Source organism: Streptomyces cirratus, assembly GCF_014650775.1.
In the GTDB taxonomy this organism is placed as follows: Bacteria; Actinomycetota; Actinomycetes; order Streptomycetales; family Streptomycetaceae; genus Streptomyces; species Streptomyces cirratus.
The window spans coordinates 436,727-455,771 of record NZ_BMVP01000001.1; the positions used below are offsets into that span (position 1 = coordinate 436,727).

The 19,045-nt window shown below is 71.4% G+C and carries 13 protein-coding genes; 6 read left to right on the forward strand and 7 right to left on the reverse strand.

Annotated elements, in window-relative coordinates; all coding sequences use genetic code 11:
- Window positions 1-28 precede the first annotated feature (28 nt).
- Together IE207_RS02015 and IE207_RS02020 are read left to right on the forward strand one after the other, a co-directional pair.
- Complete coding sequence (locus IE207_RS02015) at window positions 29-733, forward strand: TetR/AcrR family transcriptional regulator (protein ID WP_190182235.1); 705 nt, start codon at window positions 29-31, stop codon at window positions 731-733.
- A 37-nt stretch (window positions 734-770) separates the two neighbouring features.
- Window positions 771-1,298, forward strand: a complete 528-nt coding sequence (locus IE207_RS02020) for a GNAT family N-acetyltransferase (RefSeq protein ID WP_190182236.1) — start codon at window positions 771-773, stop codon at window positions 1,296-1,298.
- Between the two features lie 55 nt (window positions 1,299-1,353).
- On the opposite strand, the gene pulA is transcribed toward IE207_RS02020, so the two are convergent.
- Window positions 1,354-6,705: a pullulanase-type alpha-1,6-glucosidase gene (pulA, locus tag IE207_RS02025; protein WP_229873240.1), complete on the reverse strand. Its 5,352-nt coding sequence runs from the start codon at window positions 6,703-6,705 to the stop codon at window positions 1,354-1,356.
- A gap of 22 nt (window positions 6,706-6,727) precedes the next feature.
- Complete coding sequence (locus IE207_RS02030) at window positions 6,728-8,419, reverse strand: carbohydrate-binding module family 20 domain-containing protein (RefSeq protein ID WP_190182237.1); 1,692 nt, start codon at window positions 8,417-8,419, stop codon at window positions 6,728-6,730.
- A 539-nt stretch (window positions 8,420-8,958) separates the two neighbouring features.
- On the opposite strand from IE207_RS02030, the gene IE207_RS02035 reads away from it, so the two are divergent.
- From IE207_RS02035 to IE207_RS02045, 3 genes are all read left to right on the forward strand, one after another.
- Entirely contained in the window at window positions 8,959-9,162 is a 204-nt protein-coding gene (locus IE207_RS02035; RefSeq protein ID WP_053678014.1) for a cold-shock protein, read from the forward strand.
- 316 nt (window positions 9,163-9,478) lie between these two features.
- Window positions 9,479-10,957, forward strand: coding sequence for a DEAD/DEAH box helicase (locus IE207_RS02040; RefSeq protein ID WP_190182238.1), 1,479 nt, complete (start codon window positions 9,479-9,481; stop codon window positions 10,955-10,957).
- A 48-nt stretch (window positions 10,958-11,005) separates the two neighbouring features.
- Window positions 11,006-11,341, forward strand: a complete 336-nt coding sequence (locus tag IE207_RS02045; protein ID WP_190182239.1) for an SCO5918 family protein — start codon at window positions 11,006-11,008, stop codon at window positions 11,339-11,341.
- 53 nt (window positions 11,342-11,394) lie between these two features.
- On the opposite strand, the gene IE207_RS02050 is transcribed toward IE207_RS02045, so the two are convergent.
- The 5 genes from IE207_RS02050 to IE207_RS02070 are packed head-to-tail and all read right to left on the reverse strand — an operon-like array spanning window position 11,395 to window position 17,194.
- Window positions 11,395-12,411 (reverse strand): LacI family DNA-binding transcriptional regulator, encoded by a 1,017-nt coding sequence (locus IE207_RS02050; protein WP_229873241.1) that lies wholly within the window; start codon window positions 12,409-12,411, stop codon window positions 11,395-11,397.
- Complete coding sequence (locus IE207_RS02055; protein ID WP_190182241.1) at window positions 12,399-13,988, reverse strand: glycoside hydrolase family 13 protein; 1,590 nt, start codon at window positions 13,986-13,988, stop codon at window positions 12,399-12,401. The genes IE207_RS02050 and IE207_RS02055 overlap by 13 nt, the downstream gene beginning before the upstream one ends.
- A gap of 46 nt (window positions 13,989-14,034) precedes the next feature.
- On the reverse strand, window positions 14,035-14,892 hold the full coding sequence (locus tag IE207_RS02060) for a sugar ABC transporter permease (protein WP_190182242.1): 858 nt from the start codon (window positions 14,890-14,892) through the stop codon (window positions 14,035-14,037).
- Window positions 14,889-15,911, reverse strand: a complete 1,023-nt coding sequence (locus IE207_RS02065; protein ID WP_190182243.1) for a carbohydrate ABC transporter permease — start codon at window positions 15,909-15,911, stop codon at window positions 14,889-14,891. Before IE207_RS02065 ends, IE207_RS02060 begins: the two co-directional genes overlap by 4 nt.
- 8 nt (window positions 15,912-15,919) lie before the next feature.
- Complete coding sequence (locus IE207_RS02070) at window positions 15,920-17,194, reverse strand: extracellular solute-binding protein (RefSeq protein WP_190182244.1); 1,275 nt, start codon at window positions 17,192-17,194, stop codon at window positions 15,920-15,922.
- Between the two features lie 222 nt (window positions 17,195-17,416).
- On the opposite strand from IE207_RS02070, the gene IE207_RS02075 reads away from it, so the two are divergent.
- Window positions 17,417-19,024 carry a glycoside hydrolase family 13 protein gene (locus IE207_RS02075; protein WP_190182245.1) on the forward strand — a complete coding sequence of 536 codons (1,608 nt, stop codon included), beginning with the start codon at window positions 17,417-17,419 and terminating at the stop codon, window positions 19,022-19,024.
- Window positions 19,025-19,045 lie beyond the last annotated feature (21 nt).

Below are 19,045 nucleotides of genomic sequence, written 5' to 3' on the forward strand. Positions count from 1 at the left end.
TGCCCCGGAGTGGAAGTAGGGTGTCCGCATGACAACCGGGGTGCGGCGCAGGATGGGTGTCGAGGAGCGGCGGCAACAGCTGATAGGGGTGGCCCTGGAGCTGTTCAGCCACCGGTCTCCCGACGATGTGTCGATCGACGAGATCGCGGCGGCCGCGGGCATATCGCGGCCGCTCGTCTACCACTACTTTCCCGGCAAGCTGAGCCTGTACGAGGCGGCGCTGCGCCGGGCGGCCGACGAGCTGGCGCTGCGGTTCGTGGAGCCGCAGGAGGGGCCGCTCGGGGCGCGGCTGCTGAGGGTGATGGGGCGGTTCTTCGCGTTCGTCGACGACCACGGGCCCGGGTTCTCGGCGTTGATGCGGGGCGGTCCGGCGGTCGGCAGCAGCCGCGCCAACGCGATGATCGACGAGGTGCGGCAGGCCGCGTACGAGGAGATCCTCAAGCACCTGGGCGTCTCGCCCGACGCTCCGCCCGCGCGGCTGGAGCTCGTCGTGCGGTCGTGGGTGTCGCTCGCCGAGTCCACGGCGCTGATCTGGCTGGACGGGCGCCGCATCCCGCGCTCCGAGCTGGAACTCCAACTGGTGCACGACTTCGCCGCGTTGGCCGCCGTGAGCGCCGCCTACGACGAGGAGATGGCCCAGATCCTGGTGCGCATCCTCTCCTCGGAGCCGGCCGACGGGCCGTTCGGCGTGCTCGTGGGACGCCTGGCGGCGCTGGTTCCCGGCTCCCGGTGATCATGACGTGGCGCGGGCGCCGCGTGATAATGCCCGCGTGATCATTGACGACGGGATGTTGTTCCGGCAGGCCGGGGAGAAGGACGCCGGCACGCTGGTGAAGCTGTACGACCAGGCCGCCCGGTGGATGCGCAAGAACGGGATCGACCAGTGGAAGCCCGGCGAGAAGGACGTGGCGCACTTCCGTGCGCGGATGCGCGACGGTGAGGTGTGGCTGGCGGAGGACGCCGACGGCCGCGTCGTCGGCGCGTACGAGCTGTGGTGGTCCGACGAAGAGGCCTGGGGCGTGCAGCCGCCCGTGGCCGGCTACGTGCACCGGCTGATGGTGGAGCGCGAGGCCGCGCCCTCGGGCGCCGGCCGTCGCATACTCGAACACGCCGAGTGGCGGATCGCCCGGACGGGGCGCGAGCGCTCGCGGCTGGACTGCGTCTCGACCAATCCGCGGCTGCTGGGCTATTACCGGGACGCGGGCTACCGGGTCGTCGGCGAGTGCCCGTCCAAGCAGGCCGCGGACGGCCGGGTGTACGGGGTGATCCTGCTGGAGCGGCGCCTGGACGTGGCCTGAGGTGGGTGGCGCGGCGGCGCGCCACCACCTCGGGCCGGCCCGGGACGGCGGTCCGTCAGTGGCGACCCCGGGTGAAGACCGCGACCGTGCGGGCCGGGGCCTTGAACTCGCCGGTGGCGGCGTCGTACGTCGCCTGCTTGACCGTGCTGTCGGCGCCGGCCGCCTGCACCGGGTGCAGGGTGTAGGCGGTGCCCGCGAGTGCCGTCACGCGCTGGTTCTGCGCGGTGGGCGTGGCGTTGAAGACCACCACCAGGTCCCCCGCGGTCATCGTGATCACGCCGGGTGTCTCCGCCGTCCCCGACAGCGGGAACGCCACGCCCGACTGGACCGCTTCTGCCGTGGTGAGCGCGAAGGCGGGTTCCGTCGTGCGGATGCGCAGCAGGTCGCGGTAGGCGGCCGAGGCGCCGTCGATCTCGGCGCAGCCGGGGGGCGCAGTGGTCAGCAGCGGCTTCGCATAAGGCCACTTGGCCCGGTTGTCGGCGGCGGGCGGCAGGCCCCGGCCGAAGCCGTTGCCGTCGTGGCAGTCCCAGTGGATGGCGTTGAACCAGTCGCCGCTGTCGAAGGAGTTGCGGTCCAGGGACTTCGAGCGGAGCAGGTCGGTGCCGGCCTGCGACAGGGACGGGCCCTGCGAGAGGGTGGTGACGGCCAGGGCCAGGACCTGCATCCGGGCCCGGTCGGCGGCCGGTGTCCCGGCGGGGAGTTTGTACGTCAGGGCGTCGGCCAGCGATTCGTTGTCGTGGGCGTCGGCGTACGCGAGGGCGTCGCCGGGGGCGGCCGCGTACCCGGCCGGGGCGCCGTTGTAGTCGAGCTCGGAGCCCTTGGTGCGGCGGCCGGTGGTGTCGGTGAAGGTGTACGGGGCGAGGTTGCCGGTCAGCCCGACCTTGATCAGGTCCTGGTCGTGCAGGAGCCGGGCCCGCTGCTGCTCGGGGCTCCCGCTCGCGGGGGCCGTGTTGGGGTCGGTGAACAGGCCGGAGGCGAAGCCCTGGACTCGGGGGTCGTCGTCGAAGGGGCCGCCGCCCCGGACCGCGTCACGGGCGCGGTCGGAGAAGGTGGCGATCCCGGTGCCGGCCATGTTCTTCTGCGTGGCCTGCACGAAGCGGGCGTCGTCGGCGACTTCGCCGAAGTTCCAGCCCTCCCCGTAGAGGATGACCTTCTTGCCGTCGACGCCGTCCTTCTCGACGGTCAGCGCGTCGAGGGCGGCGCGCACGGCGAGGATGTTGGCCTTCGGGTGGTGGCCCATCAGGTCGAAGCGGAAACCGTCGACCTTGTACTGCTTGGCCCAGGTGACGACGGAGTCCACGACGAGACGGCCCATCATGGCGTTCTCGGTGGCCGTGTTGGAGCAGCAGCTGGAGGTGGCGACGCTGCCGTCGGCGAGCAGCCGCTGGTAGTAGCCGGGGACGATGCGGTCCAGGACGGACTTGTCCGACTGGCCCGACGCCGCCGTGTGGTTGTAGACCACGTCCATGACGGTGCGCAGCCCGGCCCCGTTCAGCGACTGCACCATGCGCCGGAACTCCACGGTGCGGGCGGTGCCCTCGGGGTCACTGGCGTACGAGCCCTCGGGCACCGTGTAGTGCAGCGGGTCGTAGCCCCAGTTGTAGGCGTCCTTGGCGGCCGCGGCCGCCACGCAGGCCTGCTGCTGCTCCGAATCGGGGGCGTAGACCTTGAGGTCGCAGGCCGGTTCGGTGCGGTCGGACGGCTTCTCGGGGATGGTGGCGATGTCGAAGGCCGGCAGGAGGTGCACGTACGAGGTGCCCGACGCGGCCAGTTCGCGCAGGTGCCGCACGCCGGCCGAGCCGGTGTCGGTGAAGGCCAGGTACTGGCCGGGGTGGGCGGAGGTGCGGTCCGCGATCGAGAAGTCCCGGATGTGGAGTTCCTGGATCTGCGCGGAGGTGAAGGGCACGGGCGCGGGCTTGCGCAGCTCGCGCCAGCCGGGCGGCGCCAGCTTCGGGTCGGCGAGGTCCGCGACCAGGCTGTGGGTCGAATCGGTGGTCAGGGCGGTGGAGTACGGGTCGGTGACCAGGTTGCGGACCACCTGGCGGACGGCCGGGGCCCAGACGGTGACGGCGTAGCGGTAGCGCTTGCCGCTCCAGCTCCGCTCGCCGCGCACCGACCAGACGCCGGTGGTGTCGTCGCGGTGCATGGCGACGGTCCGGCCGTCGAGTTCGAGGCAGACCTGCTGGGCGGTGGGCGCCCACACCGACAGGGTGGGGCGGCCGTCCTTGAAGACGGGGCCGAGGGGGGTGGTGGTGGCGTACAGGTCGTCCAGGACCCCGGCGAGCTGCACTCCGGTCGCGGCCAGGACGGCGCCGTTCGCGGCGCGGGCGCTCGCGACGAGCTGGCCGCGCAGGGCACCCCGGACGCGGTCGCGGTCGCGGGGGTCGACGGTGTAGGCGGCGTACGAGGCCAGGTGCGGGAACTTCTGCTTCTGGGTGGCGGTGAGCTGGGAGCGGTTCAGCCGCAGCCACTGCGCGCCGGCCTCGTGGAGGATGCCGTCGGCCGCGGTGACGGCGCCTTCGCGGGAGGCGAGGAGCTGTACGGAGGCGGCGGCCGCGGGGGCGTTCCAGGCGACGGTGTCGCGGTCGATCCAGACGGCCTCGGCCTTGGTGAGGTCCAGGGCGGCGGCAGAACCGGCGGGCTGCGGCAGGAGGTACTTCTCGCGGCCGCCCAGCATCCACACCTCGTGGCCGGTGGCCCTCAGGTCGAGGGACTGGTCGGTGGGGAGGTCCTTCTCGTCGCCCTTGTGGAGGATGTAGCTCAGGCTGGTGGCGCCGGCGGCGAGGGGGACCTCGTAGATCGCGCCGAAGGAGTCGGTGCGGGTGGGCGTGAGCGGCTGGGACCAGTCGGTCGGGTTCGCGGCCCCGGTCCAGACGTGCAGGCCCCAGCCGTCATAGGCGCCGTCGGGGCGCTGGTAGTGGAGGACCGCCTTGGTGGTGTCCTGGGGCGGGTAGGCGGGGCGGTCGGTGCGGACGGCTTCCTGGCCCTGTTCGAGCCAGACTTCGCCGGTTTTCGTCACGTCAAGGGTGCGGTCGGCGGAGACGTCCTTGGTGCCGTCCTTGTCGATCACGAGGTAGCCGAGGGAGGACGCGCCGGGCCTCAGCCGGACGTGGGCGAAGGCGCCGTACGCGTCACGGCCGGTGAAGTCGTGTCCGGCGGGCCAGGGCGTCGCCTCCCCGTCCGCGAGGTCGCCCCAGGCGTACAGCCGCCAGTTCGTGTAGTCGCCGTCGGGCCGGTGGTAGTGCACGACGGCGTAGTCGCGCGCGGTGGCGGTGGGGACGTCCACGGGAGGGGCCTGCCCGGCCGTGGAGGCGGCCATGGCGCTCGCGGTACGGCCGGAGGCGTCGATGACGACGGCCTTGTAGCGCAGGGGGGTGCCGGCGGGCGCAGTCACGTACTGGGTGACCTTGTACGGGGCGTGGTCGGCGGAGCCGAGGACCTGCCACGGCCCGGTGCCGCTCTGGGCGGCGAAGACGACGCGGTCGAGGGCGCCGCCGGTGACGTCGGCGGTGAGCTCGACGGTGCCGGTGGCCGCCGCCGGGGCCTTGAGGGTGACGGCGGGCCGGCCGGCGGGGGCCGGCAGGGGCGTGGCGCCCTGGAGGACCACCGAGCCGAGGGCGGGGACGGTGACGGTGAGCTTCCCGGCGGCGTCGGCGCGGAGGGTGGCGGAGCCGCCGTACAGGGTGCGGTAGAGGGCGCCGGCCGGGGCGTCGAGCGTGACGGTGCGGGGCTGGTCGCCGTTGTTGGCGGCCACCAGGTACTCGGTGCGGCTGCGGGCGTCCGTACGGGCGAAGGCGTACACGGAGCCGTCGGCGAGCCGCTCGCTCTGGATGCCGTCGCGCAGGGCGGGGTGGTCCTTGGTCAGCTTCGAGAGGGCGCTGATCTGCCGGTAGAGCGGGTGCTGCGGATCGTAGGCGTCGCTCGCGTGGGTGCGGGCGGTGCCGAGCTGGTCGTCGTCCAGGTAGTCGGCGATGCGCGTCGCGAACAGCGGCTGGCGGGCGTCCTTGTCACCGCCGGAGCCTGTGAAGCCCTGCTCGTCGCCGGAGTAGACCACCGGGTTGCCGCGGGAGAGGAACATCAGTTCGTTGGCGAGGCGGTAGCGGGCGAGCAGTTCCTGCTCCGTCGCCGCGGGCCGGTCCTGTTCCAGGAAGGAACCGAAGCGGCCCATGTCGTGGTTGCCGAGGAAGGTCACCTGCTCGTAGGCGTTGGCCTTGTCGGTGGTGTACCGGTAGTCGTCGCCGAACACGGAGGCCAGCCGCCCGGCCGCCGCGCCCTGGGAGGCGTAGGCGCGGATCGCGTCCTGGAGCGGGAAGTCGAGGGTGGCGTCGAGGCGGCCGCGGGTCACGTAGGGGGAGGTGACGGCGGTGTCGGCGGAGTACACCTCGCCGAACATGAAGAAGTTCTTCCGGCCGTGCCGGGCCGCGTACGCGTCGAGCGCGGTCGCCCACTGGGTCCAGAACCCGGTGTCGACGTGCTTGACGGTGTCGATGCGGAAGCCGTCCACACGGAAGTCCGCGACCCACTTCTCGTAGATCTTCTCCATGCCGCTGACGACCTCGGGACGCTCGGTCCACAGGTCGTCCAGGCCGGAGAAGTCGCCCTGCTCGGCGGACTCGCCCGCGAAGGTCGAGTCGCCGCGGTTGTGGTACATCGACGGATCGTTCAGCCAGGCCGGGGACTTGAGGTTCTTCTTCGCCTCGGGGACGAAGGGGGTGCGCGGGAAGGAGCCGGGGCCGGTCGCGGGGAACTTCCGCTTCCCGTCGGCGTAGTCGTGGTCGTCGAAGGGCACCCCGTCCTTGGTCAGGTACGGGAAGGCGCCCTTCGAGAGGTAGTCGTGGGAGCCCTCCCGGTAGTCCACGACGTCGGCGGTGTGGTTGGTGATGACGTCGAAGAAGACCTTCATCCCCTTCTGGTGCGCCTTGTCGATGAGGCGCTCCAGGTCGGCGTTGGTGCCGAAGTGCGGGTCGACCTGCGTGAAGTCGGTGATCCAGTAGCCGTGGTAGCCGGCCGAGACGTCGTTGCCCGTGCCCTGCACCGGCTGGTTCTTGAAGATCGGCGCCATCCAGATGGCGGTGGTGCCGAGCCCCTTGATGTAGTCGAGCCGGTCCGTCAGCCCCTTGAGGTCACCGCCCTGGTAGAAGCCCTTGTCCGTCGGGTCCAGGCCGGTCTCCAGCCGGGAGCCGGTCAGGCCGCCCCGGTCGTTGCGCGGGTCGCCGTTCGCGAACCGGTCGGGCAGGACGAAGTAGAACTGCTCCCGGGTCAGGTCGTGGCGGGCGGGCTCGGCCGCGAGTTTCGCGTCCGGGGGCGGGGGCGGTGGCGCCTTGGCGGCGGCCGCCGCCGGAAGGGCGGGCAGGAACGTCACGGCCAGGGCGGCCGCGAGCACTCCTGCGACGACGGGGCGTATCACTGCGGATCTCCTTGGAAGGGGGTCAGCCGCGCCAGGCGTCGGTCAGCGTGACCTTGCCGTCGGCGGGCACGGTGGCGGTGCGGTTGGAACCGCTCTCCCAGGTGACGTTCCCGGCCGCGTCCTTGCGGAGGTACTTGTACGCGAAGGCGGTCCCGGCCGGGAGGGTGACGTCGAGCTTCCAGACGGGGTACGCCGCCGGATCGAGCAGCGGGGCGCTGCCGGTGTTCCAGTTGCCGAGGGCGCTCTGGTCACCGGTGACGTAGATGTTCTGGCCCGGGACGGTGGTGGCGTTCACGGCGAACGAGGCGCCGGCCGGGGCGGCCCCCGCGCAGCTGCGGGCCCCGACGTGCAGCGCGACGGCCGTGTTCGCGCCGAGGGTCGCCGTGAACTGCCCGGACGCGCCGACGGTGACCGTCCGCCCGCTCTGCACGTCGCAGTAGGCGCCGGCCGGGAGGGAGGTCTGGAAGGTCCGGGTCAGGGCCGAGGTCTCGTGGTTGATCGCGACGTACGCCTTCGCCCCGCGCCCGAAGGCGATCTGGTCCGCGCCGTTGTCCCACCAGTCGGTGACGGCCTGGCCGCGCGCCGTATTGCGGAAGGCGACCATGGAGGAGATCTCCCGCCAGGCGTGCTGGCACTTCCAGCCGTCGGAGTAACAGGAGTTGACGGTCCCGCCGTTCGGCGGACCGGCGTCCTTGTCGGTCCACTCGTAGCCGGAGTGCACGTCGGGTGAGCCGTAGGGCCAGGCCAGCATGAACACGTTGGCGAGGGTGTAGTCGGCGCCGTACTTGTAGTTGAGGGTGTCGCCGCCGCGTTCGGTGTCGTGGTTGTCGACGAACACGGCCGCCTGCCCGCTGGGCATGTACCCCCAGGCCTCGCCGAAGTTCTTGAGGTACGCCAGGTTCTCGTTCTCGAAGACCCGCTTGAGGTCGCGGCCGTAGCGGAACTCCTGGACGTCGCCGTTGCCGAGGTACTCGTTCGGCTGGACGGCCTCCCCCGCCCCGTAGATCGCCTCCTGCTTCCAGTAGGCGTTCGGGTTGGTCAGCCGGGACTTGACCGCGGCGAGGTCGGCGGCGGGCACGTGCTTGGCCGCGTCGATCCGGAAGCCGTCGACGCCGAGGGAGAGCAGGTCGTTGAGGTACCCGGCGATCTGCCCCCGCACGTGGTCCTCGCCGGTGTCCAGGTCGGCCAGCTGAACGAGCTCGCAGTTCTGGACGTCGGCGCGGTCGGTGTAGTTCGAGATCGTCGCCCGGCAGTCGTCCATGTCGGAGCCGGAGTACAGGCCGGGGTAGTCGTACTTCGTGTACGAAGAACCCCCCGTGCCGGTCCCGTCGCCGGCGGCCATGTGGTTGATGACGGAGTCGGCGACGACCTTCACCCCGGCGGCGTGACAGGCGTCCACCATGCCCTTGAAGGCGGCCCGGTCCCCGAGCCGCCCGGCGATCTTGTAACTGACGGGCTGGTACGAGGTCCACCACTGCGCGCCCCGTATGTGCTCCTGCGGCGGCGAGACCTGCACGTACCCGTACCCGGCGGGCCCCAGGGCCTCCCGGCAGGCCTTGGCGACGGAATCGAACCGCCACTCGAACATCACGGCGGTGACGTCCTTCACCCCGGGCGCGGCGGCCACCGCGTCGGGAGCGGTCATCGTGACGCTCGCGGCGGCGAGCACGGCGCCGGCGAGCAGGGCTCTGGGGACGCGCGGGGTTGCGGGCATGGGGGGTCCTCCTGGCGGAAGAGGCGCAGAACAGACGGGGAACAGGCATCGAACAGGCGGGGATTGCAGCGACCGTAGGTGCCGGACGGACCACCTGCAAGACCTTGCGCAAGACATTGCAGAAATGTTTCCTACGCGTGTCGCCCCCGGGAGCACGCTCCCGCGCCCCACCGGGCGGGTCGGTGGGCCCGGCACCCCGCCACGCCCGCGCACCGACCGCCGCGGCCCCCGAATATTGCGGGAAATCCGCCCCCGAATTTTTCCCATACCTGTCGCGGCAAGCACAGAATTGCGGAGCGGGCCCGATGAGCATTTCCCCCCTCCTGGCGCAACCGGGCATTTTTCCGCCGCCTGCTCCGCCATACCGTGCTACTGTGATTTCAGTTGCAGTTGTGGTTCCCAAAACTTTCAGCCCCACCGCCGGACGAAAATCCGGCGGAAGGCTCGTGTGTGCCGGAATTTTCCGGGAGGGCGATCATCGCGGCGACTTGAGATCCGCACAGTGCGGACTCTGGGCTGTGCCCCGAAGGAGATTCAACATGGCTAATGGCACCGTGAAGTGGTTCAACGCGGAAAAGGGCTTCGGCTTCATCGAGCAGGAGGGCGGCGGTCCCGACGTGTTCGCCCACTACTCGAACATCGCCTCCCAGGGCTTCCGTGAGCTCCAGGAAGGCCAGAAGGTGAGCTTCGACATCGCGCAGGGCCAGAAGGGCCCGACCGCCGAGAACATCGTCACCGCCTGACGCTGACGCATCACCACGCAGCTGGGGCCCGCACCTTGGGGTGCGGGCCCCAGCTCGTTGCGTTACCCCCCGCCTCCGCCCGCCTCCGACGGCCCGCGCGAGCACGCACGGGGCGCCTGTCTCCCCCCGGATTTCCCGCCCGAAAAGCGGTCGCACCCCGGCATCCACGACGGCGCCCCGCACCACGGCATTTCGGTCGGCATTCGACGCCGCCACCGCCGTCCGCATTCAATCGGCTCGTTCCTGTGAATTCGCGCGACTATTTCGCCGCTGAATTTCCTCGACGCGTGCCGCCCCGTATCGAGGAAGGTTCAGCATGAACCGCACACGCACGAACGACCGCTCTTCCCGCACCCGCACCAGCGCCGGCTCCGCCGGCCGCGGCAGCCGATTCGGCTCCCCGGCCCCCGCCCGCTCCGGCGGCGCGGGCCGCTCGGCAGGCACCGGCCGCTCGGGTGGCGGCGGCTACGGCCGCCGTCCCTCCGCGCTCCAGGGCGAATTCGCCCTGCCCGTCACCCACACGCCGGCGCTCCCGGCCGTCGAGGCCTTCGCCGACCTGGACATGCCGGAGCAGCTGCTGGCCGCCCTCACCGCCGAGGGGGTCTGCGTGCCGTTCCCGATCCAGGGCGCGACGCTCCCCAACACCCTCGCCGGACGCGACGCCTTGGGCCGCGGCCGCACCGGCTCGGGCAAGACCCTGGCCTTCGGTCTCGCGATGCTGGCCCGCACCGCGGGACAGCGCGCCGAACCCCGTCAGCCGCTCGCGCTCGTCCTCGTACCCACCCGCGAACTGGCGCAGCAGGTCACCGACGCCCTGACGCCCTACGCCCGCTCGCTGAAACTGCGGCTGGCCACCGTCGTCGGCGGCATGTCCATCGGCCGGCAGGCGAGCGCGCTGCGCGGCGGCGCCGAAGTCGTCGTCGCGACCCCGGGCCGGCTCGCGGACCTCATCGAACGGGGTGACTGCCGGCTGAACCAGGTGGGCATCACCGTGCTCGACGAGGCCGACCAGATGGCCGACATGGGCTTCATGCCGCAGGTCACGGCCCTCCTCGACCAAGTGCGCCCGGAGGGACAGCGGATGCTGTTCTCCGCGACGCTGGACCGCAACGTCGACCTGCTGGTCCGCCGCTACCTGACCGACCCCGTGGTGCACTCCGTCGACCCCTCGGCCGGCGCGGTCACGACGATGGAGCACCACGTGCTCCACGTCCACGGCGCCGACAAGCAGGCCACCACGACCGAGATCGCCGCCCGCGACGGACGCGTGATCATGTTCCTGGACACCAAGCACGCGGTGGACCGCCTGACGCAGGACCTGCTGAACAGCGGTGTACGGGCGGCGGCGCTGCACGGCGGCAAGTCCCAGCCGCAGCGCACCCGCACCCTCGCGCAGTTCAAGACCGGGCACGTCACCGTCCTGGTGGCGACCAACGTCGCGGCCCGGGGCATCCACGTCGACAACCTCGACCTCGTCGTCAACGTCGACCCGCCGACCGACCCGAAGGACTACCTCCACCGTGGCGGCCGCACCGCCCGCGCCGGGGAGTCGGGCAGCGTCGTCACCCTGGTCACCCCGAACCAGCGCCGGGACATGGTGCGGCTGATGGCCGCCGCCGGGATCACCCCCCAGACGACCCAGGTGCGCTCCGGCGAGGCCGAACTGAACCGCATCACCGGCGCCCAGGCCCCGTCGGGCGTTCCCGTCACCATCACGGCGCCTGCTGCCGCGCGCACCAGCCGCGGCGGCGCGGCCCGCCGCGGCCGCCGCCGGTCCTTCGGCGCAGCCGCCTAGGACGACTCACACCCCTCCCGGCAGTTCCCTCCCACCCTGTGAGGTCCCATGCGCTGCGTCATCGCCCGTTTCCCGTTCGAGCTCACCAAGAACGGTGTGCTGGACGCGATGAAGGGCGTCAAGCCCGAACCGGTCACCGGCGACTCCGTCATCATCGGGCGACGCCAGTACCCCGTGAAGCAGGTGGGTGAGGCCGTCACCCGCCAGGACCGCCGCGATTTCAGCTCCGCGGAGGTCACCCGGGCCATGAAGGCCCTCGGCTTCACGTGCCGTTCCGCCACCCCGCTCCGCCCGGCCACCCCCCTCACCCCCCTCCAGACGGCCTCGGCCCTCCTCGGCCTGACCTCTGCGGGGGCGGTGTCGGACGGGTTGCAGACGGTGTAGCGCTCTGCGCGCCGGTGTGCCGCACGGCGGCACACCGGGGCCGGGCGGGGGCGCTACAGCGCCCGCGCCTGGCCCGTCGAGCCACGGACCACCAGTTCCGGTTGGAAGACGTACTCCGTGCGCTGGACCGGGGTGCCGGCCACCGCTTCGAGGAGGGCTCCCACCGCCGCCGTGGCCATCGCGCGGACCGGCTGGCGGACCGTCGTCAGCGGGGGGTCCGTGAAGGCGATCAGCGGGGAGTCGTCGTAGCCGACCACCGACACGTCCTCGGGGACGCGCAGGCCCCGTTCCCTGGCCGCGCGGATCACCCCGAGCGCCATCGGGTCGCTGCCGCACACGATGCCCGTGCAGCCGCGGTCCAGCAGCGCGCCCCCCGCCGCGTGCCCGCCCTCCACCGTGAACAGCGTGCGCTGGATCAGGCCCTGCCCCTCCGCCCCCGGCACGGCGGTGGCGAACGCCGCCTCCTTGCGGGCCGAGGGGACGTAGCGCGTCGGCCCGATCGCCAGCCCGATCCGCCGGTGGCCCAGGTCCTCCAGGTGGCGTACGGCCATGTCGGCGGCCGCCCGGTCGTCCGGGGAGATGAACGGGGCGTTGACGTGCTCGTTGAAGCCGTTGATCAGGACGAAGGGGACGCCCCTTGAGGACAGCCGCTGGTAGCGCGAAGGGTCCAGCGTCGAGTCCGCGTGCAGCCCCGACAGGAAGACGATCCCCGTGACCCCCCGCTCCTCCAGCTGCTCCACCAGCTCGTCCTCGGTGGCCCCGCCCGGCGTCTGCGTGCACAGCACCGGCGTGTACCCGTGCCCCGCCAGCGCCTGCTCGATGACCTGCGCGAACGCGGGGAAGATGGGGTTGGTGAGCTCCGGTATCAGCAGCCCCACCAGGCCGTTGCTGCGCCGCTTGAGCCGCACCGGCCGCTCGTAGCCCAGCAGGTCCATGGCGGCCAGCACCCTGTGCCGGGTGCCGGCCGCCACGCCCGCCCTGCCGTTGACCACACGGCTGACGGTCGCCTCGCTGACCCGGGCCTGCGCGGCGATGTCCGTCAGCCGGAGCGGGGAGTTCACCCCTGCCACCACACCGCCGTGTCGGCTTCCAGGACGCCCGGGTCCGCCACGTCGCCGCTGGCGAGGAGCACCGTGCCGGGCGGGGTCATCCGTACGGCCTCGCCCGTCGTGTTGACCGTGCACACGAACCCGCCCCGGCGGAAGGCCAGTACGCCGGTGGGCGCGTCCAGCCACTGCACCGCGTCGCCCGCCCCGAGCTCGGCCCGCTCCCGGCGGATCCGCAGCGCCGCCCGGTACAGCTCCAGCGTGGAGGAGGGGTCGCCGGTCTGCGCCTCGACGCTCAGCCCCGCCCAGTCGGCCGGCTGCGGCAGCCAGCTGCCACCGTCGCCGAAGCCGTACGGGGCCTCGGTCCCGGACCACGGGATCGGCACGCGGCAGCCGTCGCGGAGTCCGTCCTGGCCGTTCTCCTTGAAGAACGACGGGTCCTGGCGCACGGAATCCGGGAGGTCCACCACCTCCGGCAGGCCCAGTTCCTCGCCCTGGTACACGTACGCCGACCCCGGCAGCGCCAGCATCAGCAGCGCGGCGGCCCGCGCCCGGGCCAGGCTCCCGAACCGGGTCCGGTGCCGTACGACGTCGTGGTTGGACAGCACCCACGTCGTCGGCGCCCCCACCGGCCGCATCGCGTCCAGCGAGTCGTCGATGGCGCCGCGCAGCGCGACGGCGTCCCAGCCGGTGTTCAGGTAGTGGAAGTTGAAGGCCTGGTGCAGCTCGTCGGGCCGCAGGTACATGGCCGTCCGCTCCGCGCTCGGGGTCCACGCCTCGGCGACGCCGATGCGGTCGCCGGCGTACTCGTCGAGCACCTTGCGCCAGGAGCGGTAGATCTCGTGGACCCCGTCCTGGTCGAAGAACGGCAGCACCTGGTTGCCGAGCAGCTTGAGCTGCTCGTCGCGGCCGAGGTCGGGCAGGCCGGGGGCCTTGACCAGGCCGTGGGCGACGTCGATGCGGAAGCCGTCGGTGCCCAGGTCCAGCCAGAAGCGCAGGATGGAGCGGAACTCGTCCTGGACGGCGGGGTGTTCCCAGTTGAAGTCGGGCTGCTCGGGCGCGAACAGGTGCAGGTACCACTGCCCGTCCGCCACCCGGGTCCAGGCCGGCCCGCCGAAGATCGACTCCCAGTCGTTCGGGGGCAGTGAGCCGCCGGGCCCGCGCCCGGGCCGGAAGTGGAAGCGTTCGCGCAGCGGGCTGCCCGGCCCCTCGCGCAGTGCCTGCTTGAACCATTCGTGCTGGTCGGAGCAGTGGTTGGGGACGAGGTCGACGATGATGCGCAGGCCCAGGGCGTGGGCTTCGCGGACCACGGCGTCGGCGTCGTGCAGGGTGCCGAACATGGGGTCGATGGCCCGGTAGTCGGCCACGTCGTAGCCGGCGTCGGCCTGCGGGGAGGCGTAGAAGGGGCTGAGCCAGACGGCGTCGACGCCCAGTTCCATCAAGTAGGGCAGCCTGCTGCGGATGCCTTCGAGGTCCCCCATGCCGTCCCCGTTGGAGTCGGCGAAGCTGCGCGGATAGACCTGGTAGATCACCGCTTCTCTCCACCAGCCGGGCCGCGTGGCGGTCGTGGCGGGGAGTGCGTCGGCGAGGTGCTGGGTCATGGTGTCCTTGGAGAGGTCGGGCCGGAACGGGAAGCGGGCAGGGTGGTCAGCCCTTGGTCGCGCCCGCTGTCATACCGGCGACGAGGTGACGCTGGGCGAAGAGGAAGAAGAACGCCGCGGGGATGGCGATGAGGACGGAAGCGGCGCTCATCGCACCCCAGTTGGAGGTGTACTGGGTGACGAAGGTCTGCAGGCCCCCGGCGAGGGTGAGGTGCTCGTCGCCGACCATGAACGCGGAGGCGTAGGCGACTTCGCCCCACGCGGTGATGAAGGCGTAGAAGCCGGTGACGGCGAGGCCGGGCTTGGCGAGGGGCAGGATGAGGCGCCAGAAGGTGCCGAAGGGGTTGAGCCCGTCGACGCGGCCGGATTCGTCGATCTCCACCGGGATGGTGTCGAAGAAGCCCTTCATCATCCAGGCGCAGAACGGCACGGCGATGGTCAGGTAGGTGATGATCAGGCCGAGGGGCTGGTTGAGCAGTCCGAGCTGTCCCATGAGGTTGTACAGCGGGACGATGAGGATGGCCATCGGGAACATCTGCGTGATCAGCAGGGTCCACATCAGCGGCTTCATGCCGGGGAACTTGAACCGGCTGACCGCGTATCCGGTGGTGGCGGCGATGAACACGCCGAGGACCGTGGTGATGCCGGCGACGAGGACGGAGTTGCCGAACCAGGTGAAGAAGGAGGTCGACTCCACCAGGTAGCGGTAGTTGTCGAGGGTGGGTTCCTTCACGAAGTCCGTGGAGATGGCGTGCTTCGCGGGCTTGATGGAGGTCAGCACGACCCACAGCACCGGGAAGACGGCGATCACGGAGGCGACGATCAGGGTGGCGTGCAGACCTGTCGACGCGAGCGGTGAGCGCTCGCCCCGCTTGCGCACGGAAACGTCGGTCGTCACGGTCACCACACCTCTCCCTGCTTGCGCAGCGAGCGCCGGTAGACCAGCGCGAAGATCATGAGCAGGGCGAGGATCAGCACGCCCCAGGTCGCGGAGCCGGCGAAGTCGCGCGGGCTGGACACGAAGGCCTCGCGGAAGGCCTGGGTCACGAGGATCTCCGTTGAGTCGCCGGGTCCGCCCCGCGTCAGCAGGAAGATCACCGGGAACATGTTGAAGGTCCAGATGGTGGAGAGCAGGATCACGGTCATGCTCACCGCCCGCAGCCCGGGCAGCGTGATGTGCCGGAACCGCTGCCAGGGCGCGGCCCCGTCCATCTCGGCGGCCTCGTACAGCTCGCCGGGGATGGACTGCAGTCCGCCGAGCAGGGCGACCATCATGAAGGGGACGCCGAGCCAGACGTTGACGGCGATGACGGAGACCTTGGCCCAGGTCGGGTCGTCGAGCCACGGGATCGCGGAGATCCCGCCTCCGTCGAGGAGTTTGTTGAGGATGCCGCTGTCGCGGTTGAAGAGGAACCGCCAGGCGAAGACGGACACGAAGCCGGGGACGGCCCACGGAAGGATGAGCGCCATGCGGTAGGCGGCGCGGCCGCGGAACTGGCGGTTGAGCATGGTGGCGAGGGCCAGTCCGAGCGCGAAGGTGATCGACACGCACAGGACGGTCCAGGTGATGGTCCACACCAGCCGCTGCAGGAACACCGGGTCGGCGAGGACGTCCGCGTAGTTGTCGAGACCGACGAACTTGTACGTCGCCTCGATGTGGTTGGCGCCGATGGTGCGGGCGACGTTGCGTTCGTTGGCGTCGGTCAGCGAGAGGTAGACGCCCCGCACGAGCGGCCAGCCGATGATCACGCCGAGCACGAGCACCACCGGGGCGATCATGGCCCAGGCGTACCAGTGGGTGGCGAGGGCGCGCCTCGCTCCGCCGCGCTTGTCAGTCATGCGGCTCCGGCCGCGGACGGCGGGGGCGTCAGGCCCCTCGTCGTCCGCGGCCTTCGCCACCGACTGGCTGGTGTGAGCAGCCATCTTCTCTTCTACTTCCAGCCCTTGAGGATCTTGCGGAACTCGACGCCGGCCGCCTTGGCCGCGTCCTCGGGGGTCGCCGCGCCGGTGACGGCCTTGGTGTATTCGACCTTGAGCGGCTCGAAGAGCGAGCCGTTCTCCGGGATCCAGGCGCGCTCGACGGCCTTGTCCACGGCCGGCTTGAAGAACTGGACCATCTCGCTGGACTTGACGTCCGGCTGCTCGTAGGCGGCCGTGCGGGTCGGCAGCAGGCTCAGCTCCTTCGCGGACTGGACCTGCACCTCCTGCGAGGTCATGTACTCGACGAAGGCGTGCGAGGCGGCGCGGTTCTTGGAACCGGCGTAGACGGCGAGGTCGTGGCCGCCCTGCGGGGAGCCGGCCTTGACGGAGCCGGCCGGGACGGGCGCGACGCCGAGGTTGGTCTTGTCCTTGAACTGGTCGCCCGCGTAGGTGTCGGCCACGGCCCACGGACCGTTGATCATCATGGCGGCTTCGCCCGACTTGAAGGCGGTCTGCATGTTGGTCCAGCCGTCGGTGGCGTTGGTGATCGCCGCGCCGGAGGTGACCAGGTCACGGGCCGTCTTGAAGGCCTTGACGCCCGCCGGGTTGTCGACGGTGACCGTCTTGTTCTTCGCGTCGACGAGGTCGCCGCCCTCGCCGTAGATCAGCGGCAGGAACCAGTAGGAGTCGTCGCCGCGCAGGTAGAGGCCGGCCTTGCCGGTCTTGGCCTTGATGGCGGCGGCGGCGGTCTTGACCTCCTCCAGCGTCTTGGGGGGCTGAACGCCGGCATCGGCGAGCATCTTCTTGTTGTAGAACAGGCCGAGGGTGTCGATGACCTGGGGGACGGCGTAGGTCTTGCCCTCGTACTTGCCGCTGGCGGCGGCCTGCGGCAGGAACTCGGCGTCGACCTTCTTCACCGTGTCGGCGGGGACCTCGTCCAGGTAGCCGAGCGAGGCGAAGTCGGCGACCCAGCCGACGTCGGCGCGGATCACGTCAGGGGCTTCGGAACCGCTGCTGAAGGCGTTCTTGACCTTGTTCTGGGCGTCGCCATAGGGCACGTTGACGTACTTGACGGTGACCTTCGGGTGCTTCGCGGTGAACGCCTCGGCGATCTTCTGGAAGCTGGCCTTCTCCGCGTCGTTGGAGGTGTCCCACCACGTGACGGTCCCGGAGAGTTCGCCGCCGGACTGGGTGTCGCCGCCGTTGTCCTTGGTGTCCCCACCGCAAGCCGTCGCCGCGAGCGCCAGGGTCGCGACCAGCGCGGTGGCCGCTATGCCACGCCGCATATGAACTCCTTCGATGATCCCGGCCGCTTCCTCGCGGTCCCGAGTTGCCAGGAACGTAACAAGACTGAAAGCCGACCGAAAGACCTTGCGGCAACTTTCTGCAAGTGCTGGTGATCGTTACATCCGTGTGTCCGTACGGTTGCCGCCGCTTGCTGTTGGTTCGCCCCACCTTCGAGTCGTCGGGCCCGCAACCAGGGGGCGGGTGCTCGCGTTGACCCCGATATGACCCATGAGCTGACCGCGTCCCGGCTTGCAAGCGCTTCCAGCGACGGGACCGCGAACGGCGGCTGGTGGCGCGATGCCGTCATCTATCAGGTGTACGTACGGTCCTTCGCCGACAGCGACGGCGACGGCGTGGGCGACCTGCGCGGCGTCCGCGAGCGGCTCCCGCACCTGGCCCGGCTCGGGGTCGACGCCCTGTGGCTGACCCCCTTCTACGTCTCGCCGCAGGCGGACGGCGGCTACGACGTCGCCGACTACCGCGCCGTCGACCCCCTGTTCGGTGACCTCTCCGACGCCGACGACCTGGTCCGGGCCGCCCACGCGCTGGGGCTGCGGGTCATCGTGGACGTCGTGCCGAACCACACCTCCGCCCGGCACCCCTGGTTCCGGGCGGCACTCGCCGATCCGGCGGCGCGGGCCCGCTACCACTTCCGGCCGGGGCGCGGCCCGGGCGGTGCGCTGCCCCCGAACGACTGGGAGTCCGTGTTCGGCGGGCCGGCCTGGACCCGGGTGGAGGACGGGCAGTGGTACCTGCACCTGTTCGCCCCCGAGCAGCCCGACCTCAACTGGGACCACCCGGAGGTCGCCGAGGAGTTCGCCTCGGTGATGCGGTTCTGGCTGGACCTGGGGGTGGACGGGTTCCGCGTCGACGTGGCGCACGGAATGGTCAAAGCCGCAGGCATGCCCGACATCGGGCACGGCGCGCAGGCGACGCTGATCGGCACGCAGCCGCTGCCGTTCTTCGACCAGGACGGGGTCCATGAGATCCACCGCTCCTGGCGTCGGCTGCTCGACTCCTACGAGGGCGCGCGGATCGGGGTCGCCGAGGCCTGGGCGCCGACCTCGGAGCGGCTCGCGCTGTACGTGCGGCCCGACGAGATGCACCAGGCATTCAACTTCCGGTTCCTGAACTGCCCCTGGGACGCGGCGGCGATGCGGACCGTCATCGACGAGTCCCTGGCCGCCACCGCCTCCGTGGGGGCGCCGACGACGTGGGTGCTGTCCAACCACGACGTCGTACGGCACCGGACCCGGTTCGGGAGCCTGGCCCGGGCGCGGGCCGCCGCGCTGCTGATGCTGGCGCTGCCGGGGTCGGCGTACGTGTACCAGGGCGAGGAACTGGGCCTGCCGGAGGTGGTGGACCTCCCGGACTCCGTGCGCCAGGACCCGGCCTTCCGCCGCTCCGCCGGGCAGGAGGGGTTGCGCGACGGCTGCCGGATCCCGCTTCCCTGGTCCGGCCAGGAGCCCCCGTACGGTTTCGGGCCGGGCGGCACCTGGCTCCCGCAGCCGGCCGACTGGGCGGAGCTGAGCGTCGCCGCCCAGACGGGTGACCCACACTCCACTCTGGAGCTGTACCGCGCGGCCCTGGAGCTGCGCCGCGCGCTGCCGGGGCTGGGCTCGCCCGACGCGGGCGGGCTGACCTGGCTGCCGGCGCCCGAGGGGGCGCTCCTGTTCACCCGGCCCGGCTTCGCCTGCACCCTCAACGGCCGGCCGGCCCCCCTCGAACTGCCCGCGCCGGGGCGGCCCGTCCTGTCGAGCGCGCCGGTGGAGACGGACGGGCGCACGGTGGTGTTGCCGCCGGAGTCGTGCACGTGGTGGGCATTGTGACGTGCGACCGGTACAGTCCAA

Coding starts and splice junctions, on each gene's coding strand:
- IE207_RS02055 (WP_190182241.1), bottom strand. CDS start 13,988: ATGACCCAGCACCTCGCCGACGCACTCCCCGCCACGACCGCCACGCGG.
- IE207_RS02065 (WP_190182243.1), bottom strand. CDS start 15,911: ATGGCTGCTCACACCAGCCAGTCGGTGGCGAAGGCCGCGGACGACGAG.
- IE207_RS02040 (WP_190182238.1), top strand. CDS start 9,479: ATGAACCGCACACGCACGAACGACCGCTCTTCCCGCACCCGCACCAGC.
- IE207_RS02030 (WP_190182237.1), bottom strand. CDS start 8,419: ATGCCCGCAACCCCGCGCGTCCCCAGAGCCCTGCTCGCCGGCGCCGTG.
- IE207_RS02015 (WP_190182235.1), top strand. CDS start 29: ATGACAACCGGGGTGCGGCGCAGGATGGGTGTCGAGGAGCGGCGGCAA.
- IE207_RS02070 (WP_190182244.1), bottom strand. CDS start 17,194: ATGCGGCGTGGCATAGCGGCCACCGCGCTGGTCGCGACCCTGGCGCTC.
- IE207_RS02045 (WP_190182239.1), top strand. CDS start 11,006: ATGCGCTGCGTCATCGCCCGTTTCCCGTTCGAGCTCACCAAGAACGGT.
- IE207_RS02075 (WP_190182245.1), top strand. CDS start 17,417: ATGACCCATGAGCTGACCGCGTCCCGGCTTGCAAGCGCTTCCAGCGAC.
- IE207_RS02035 (WP_053678014.1), top strand. CDS start 8,959: ATGGCTAATGGCACCGTGAAGTGGTTCAACGCGGAAAAGGGCTTCGGC.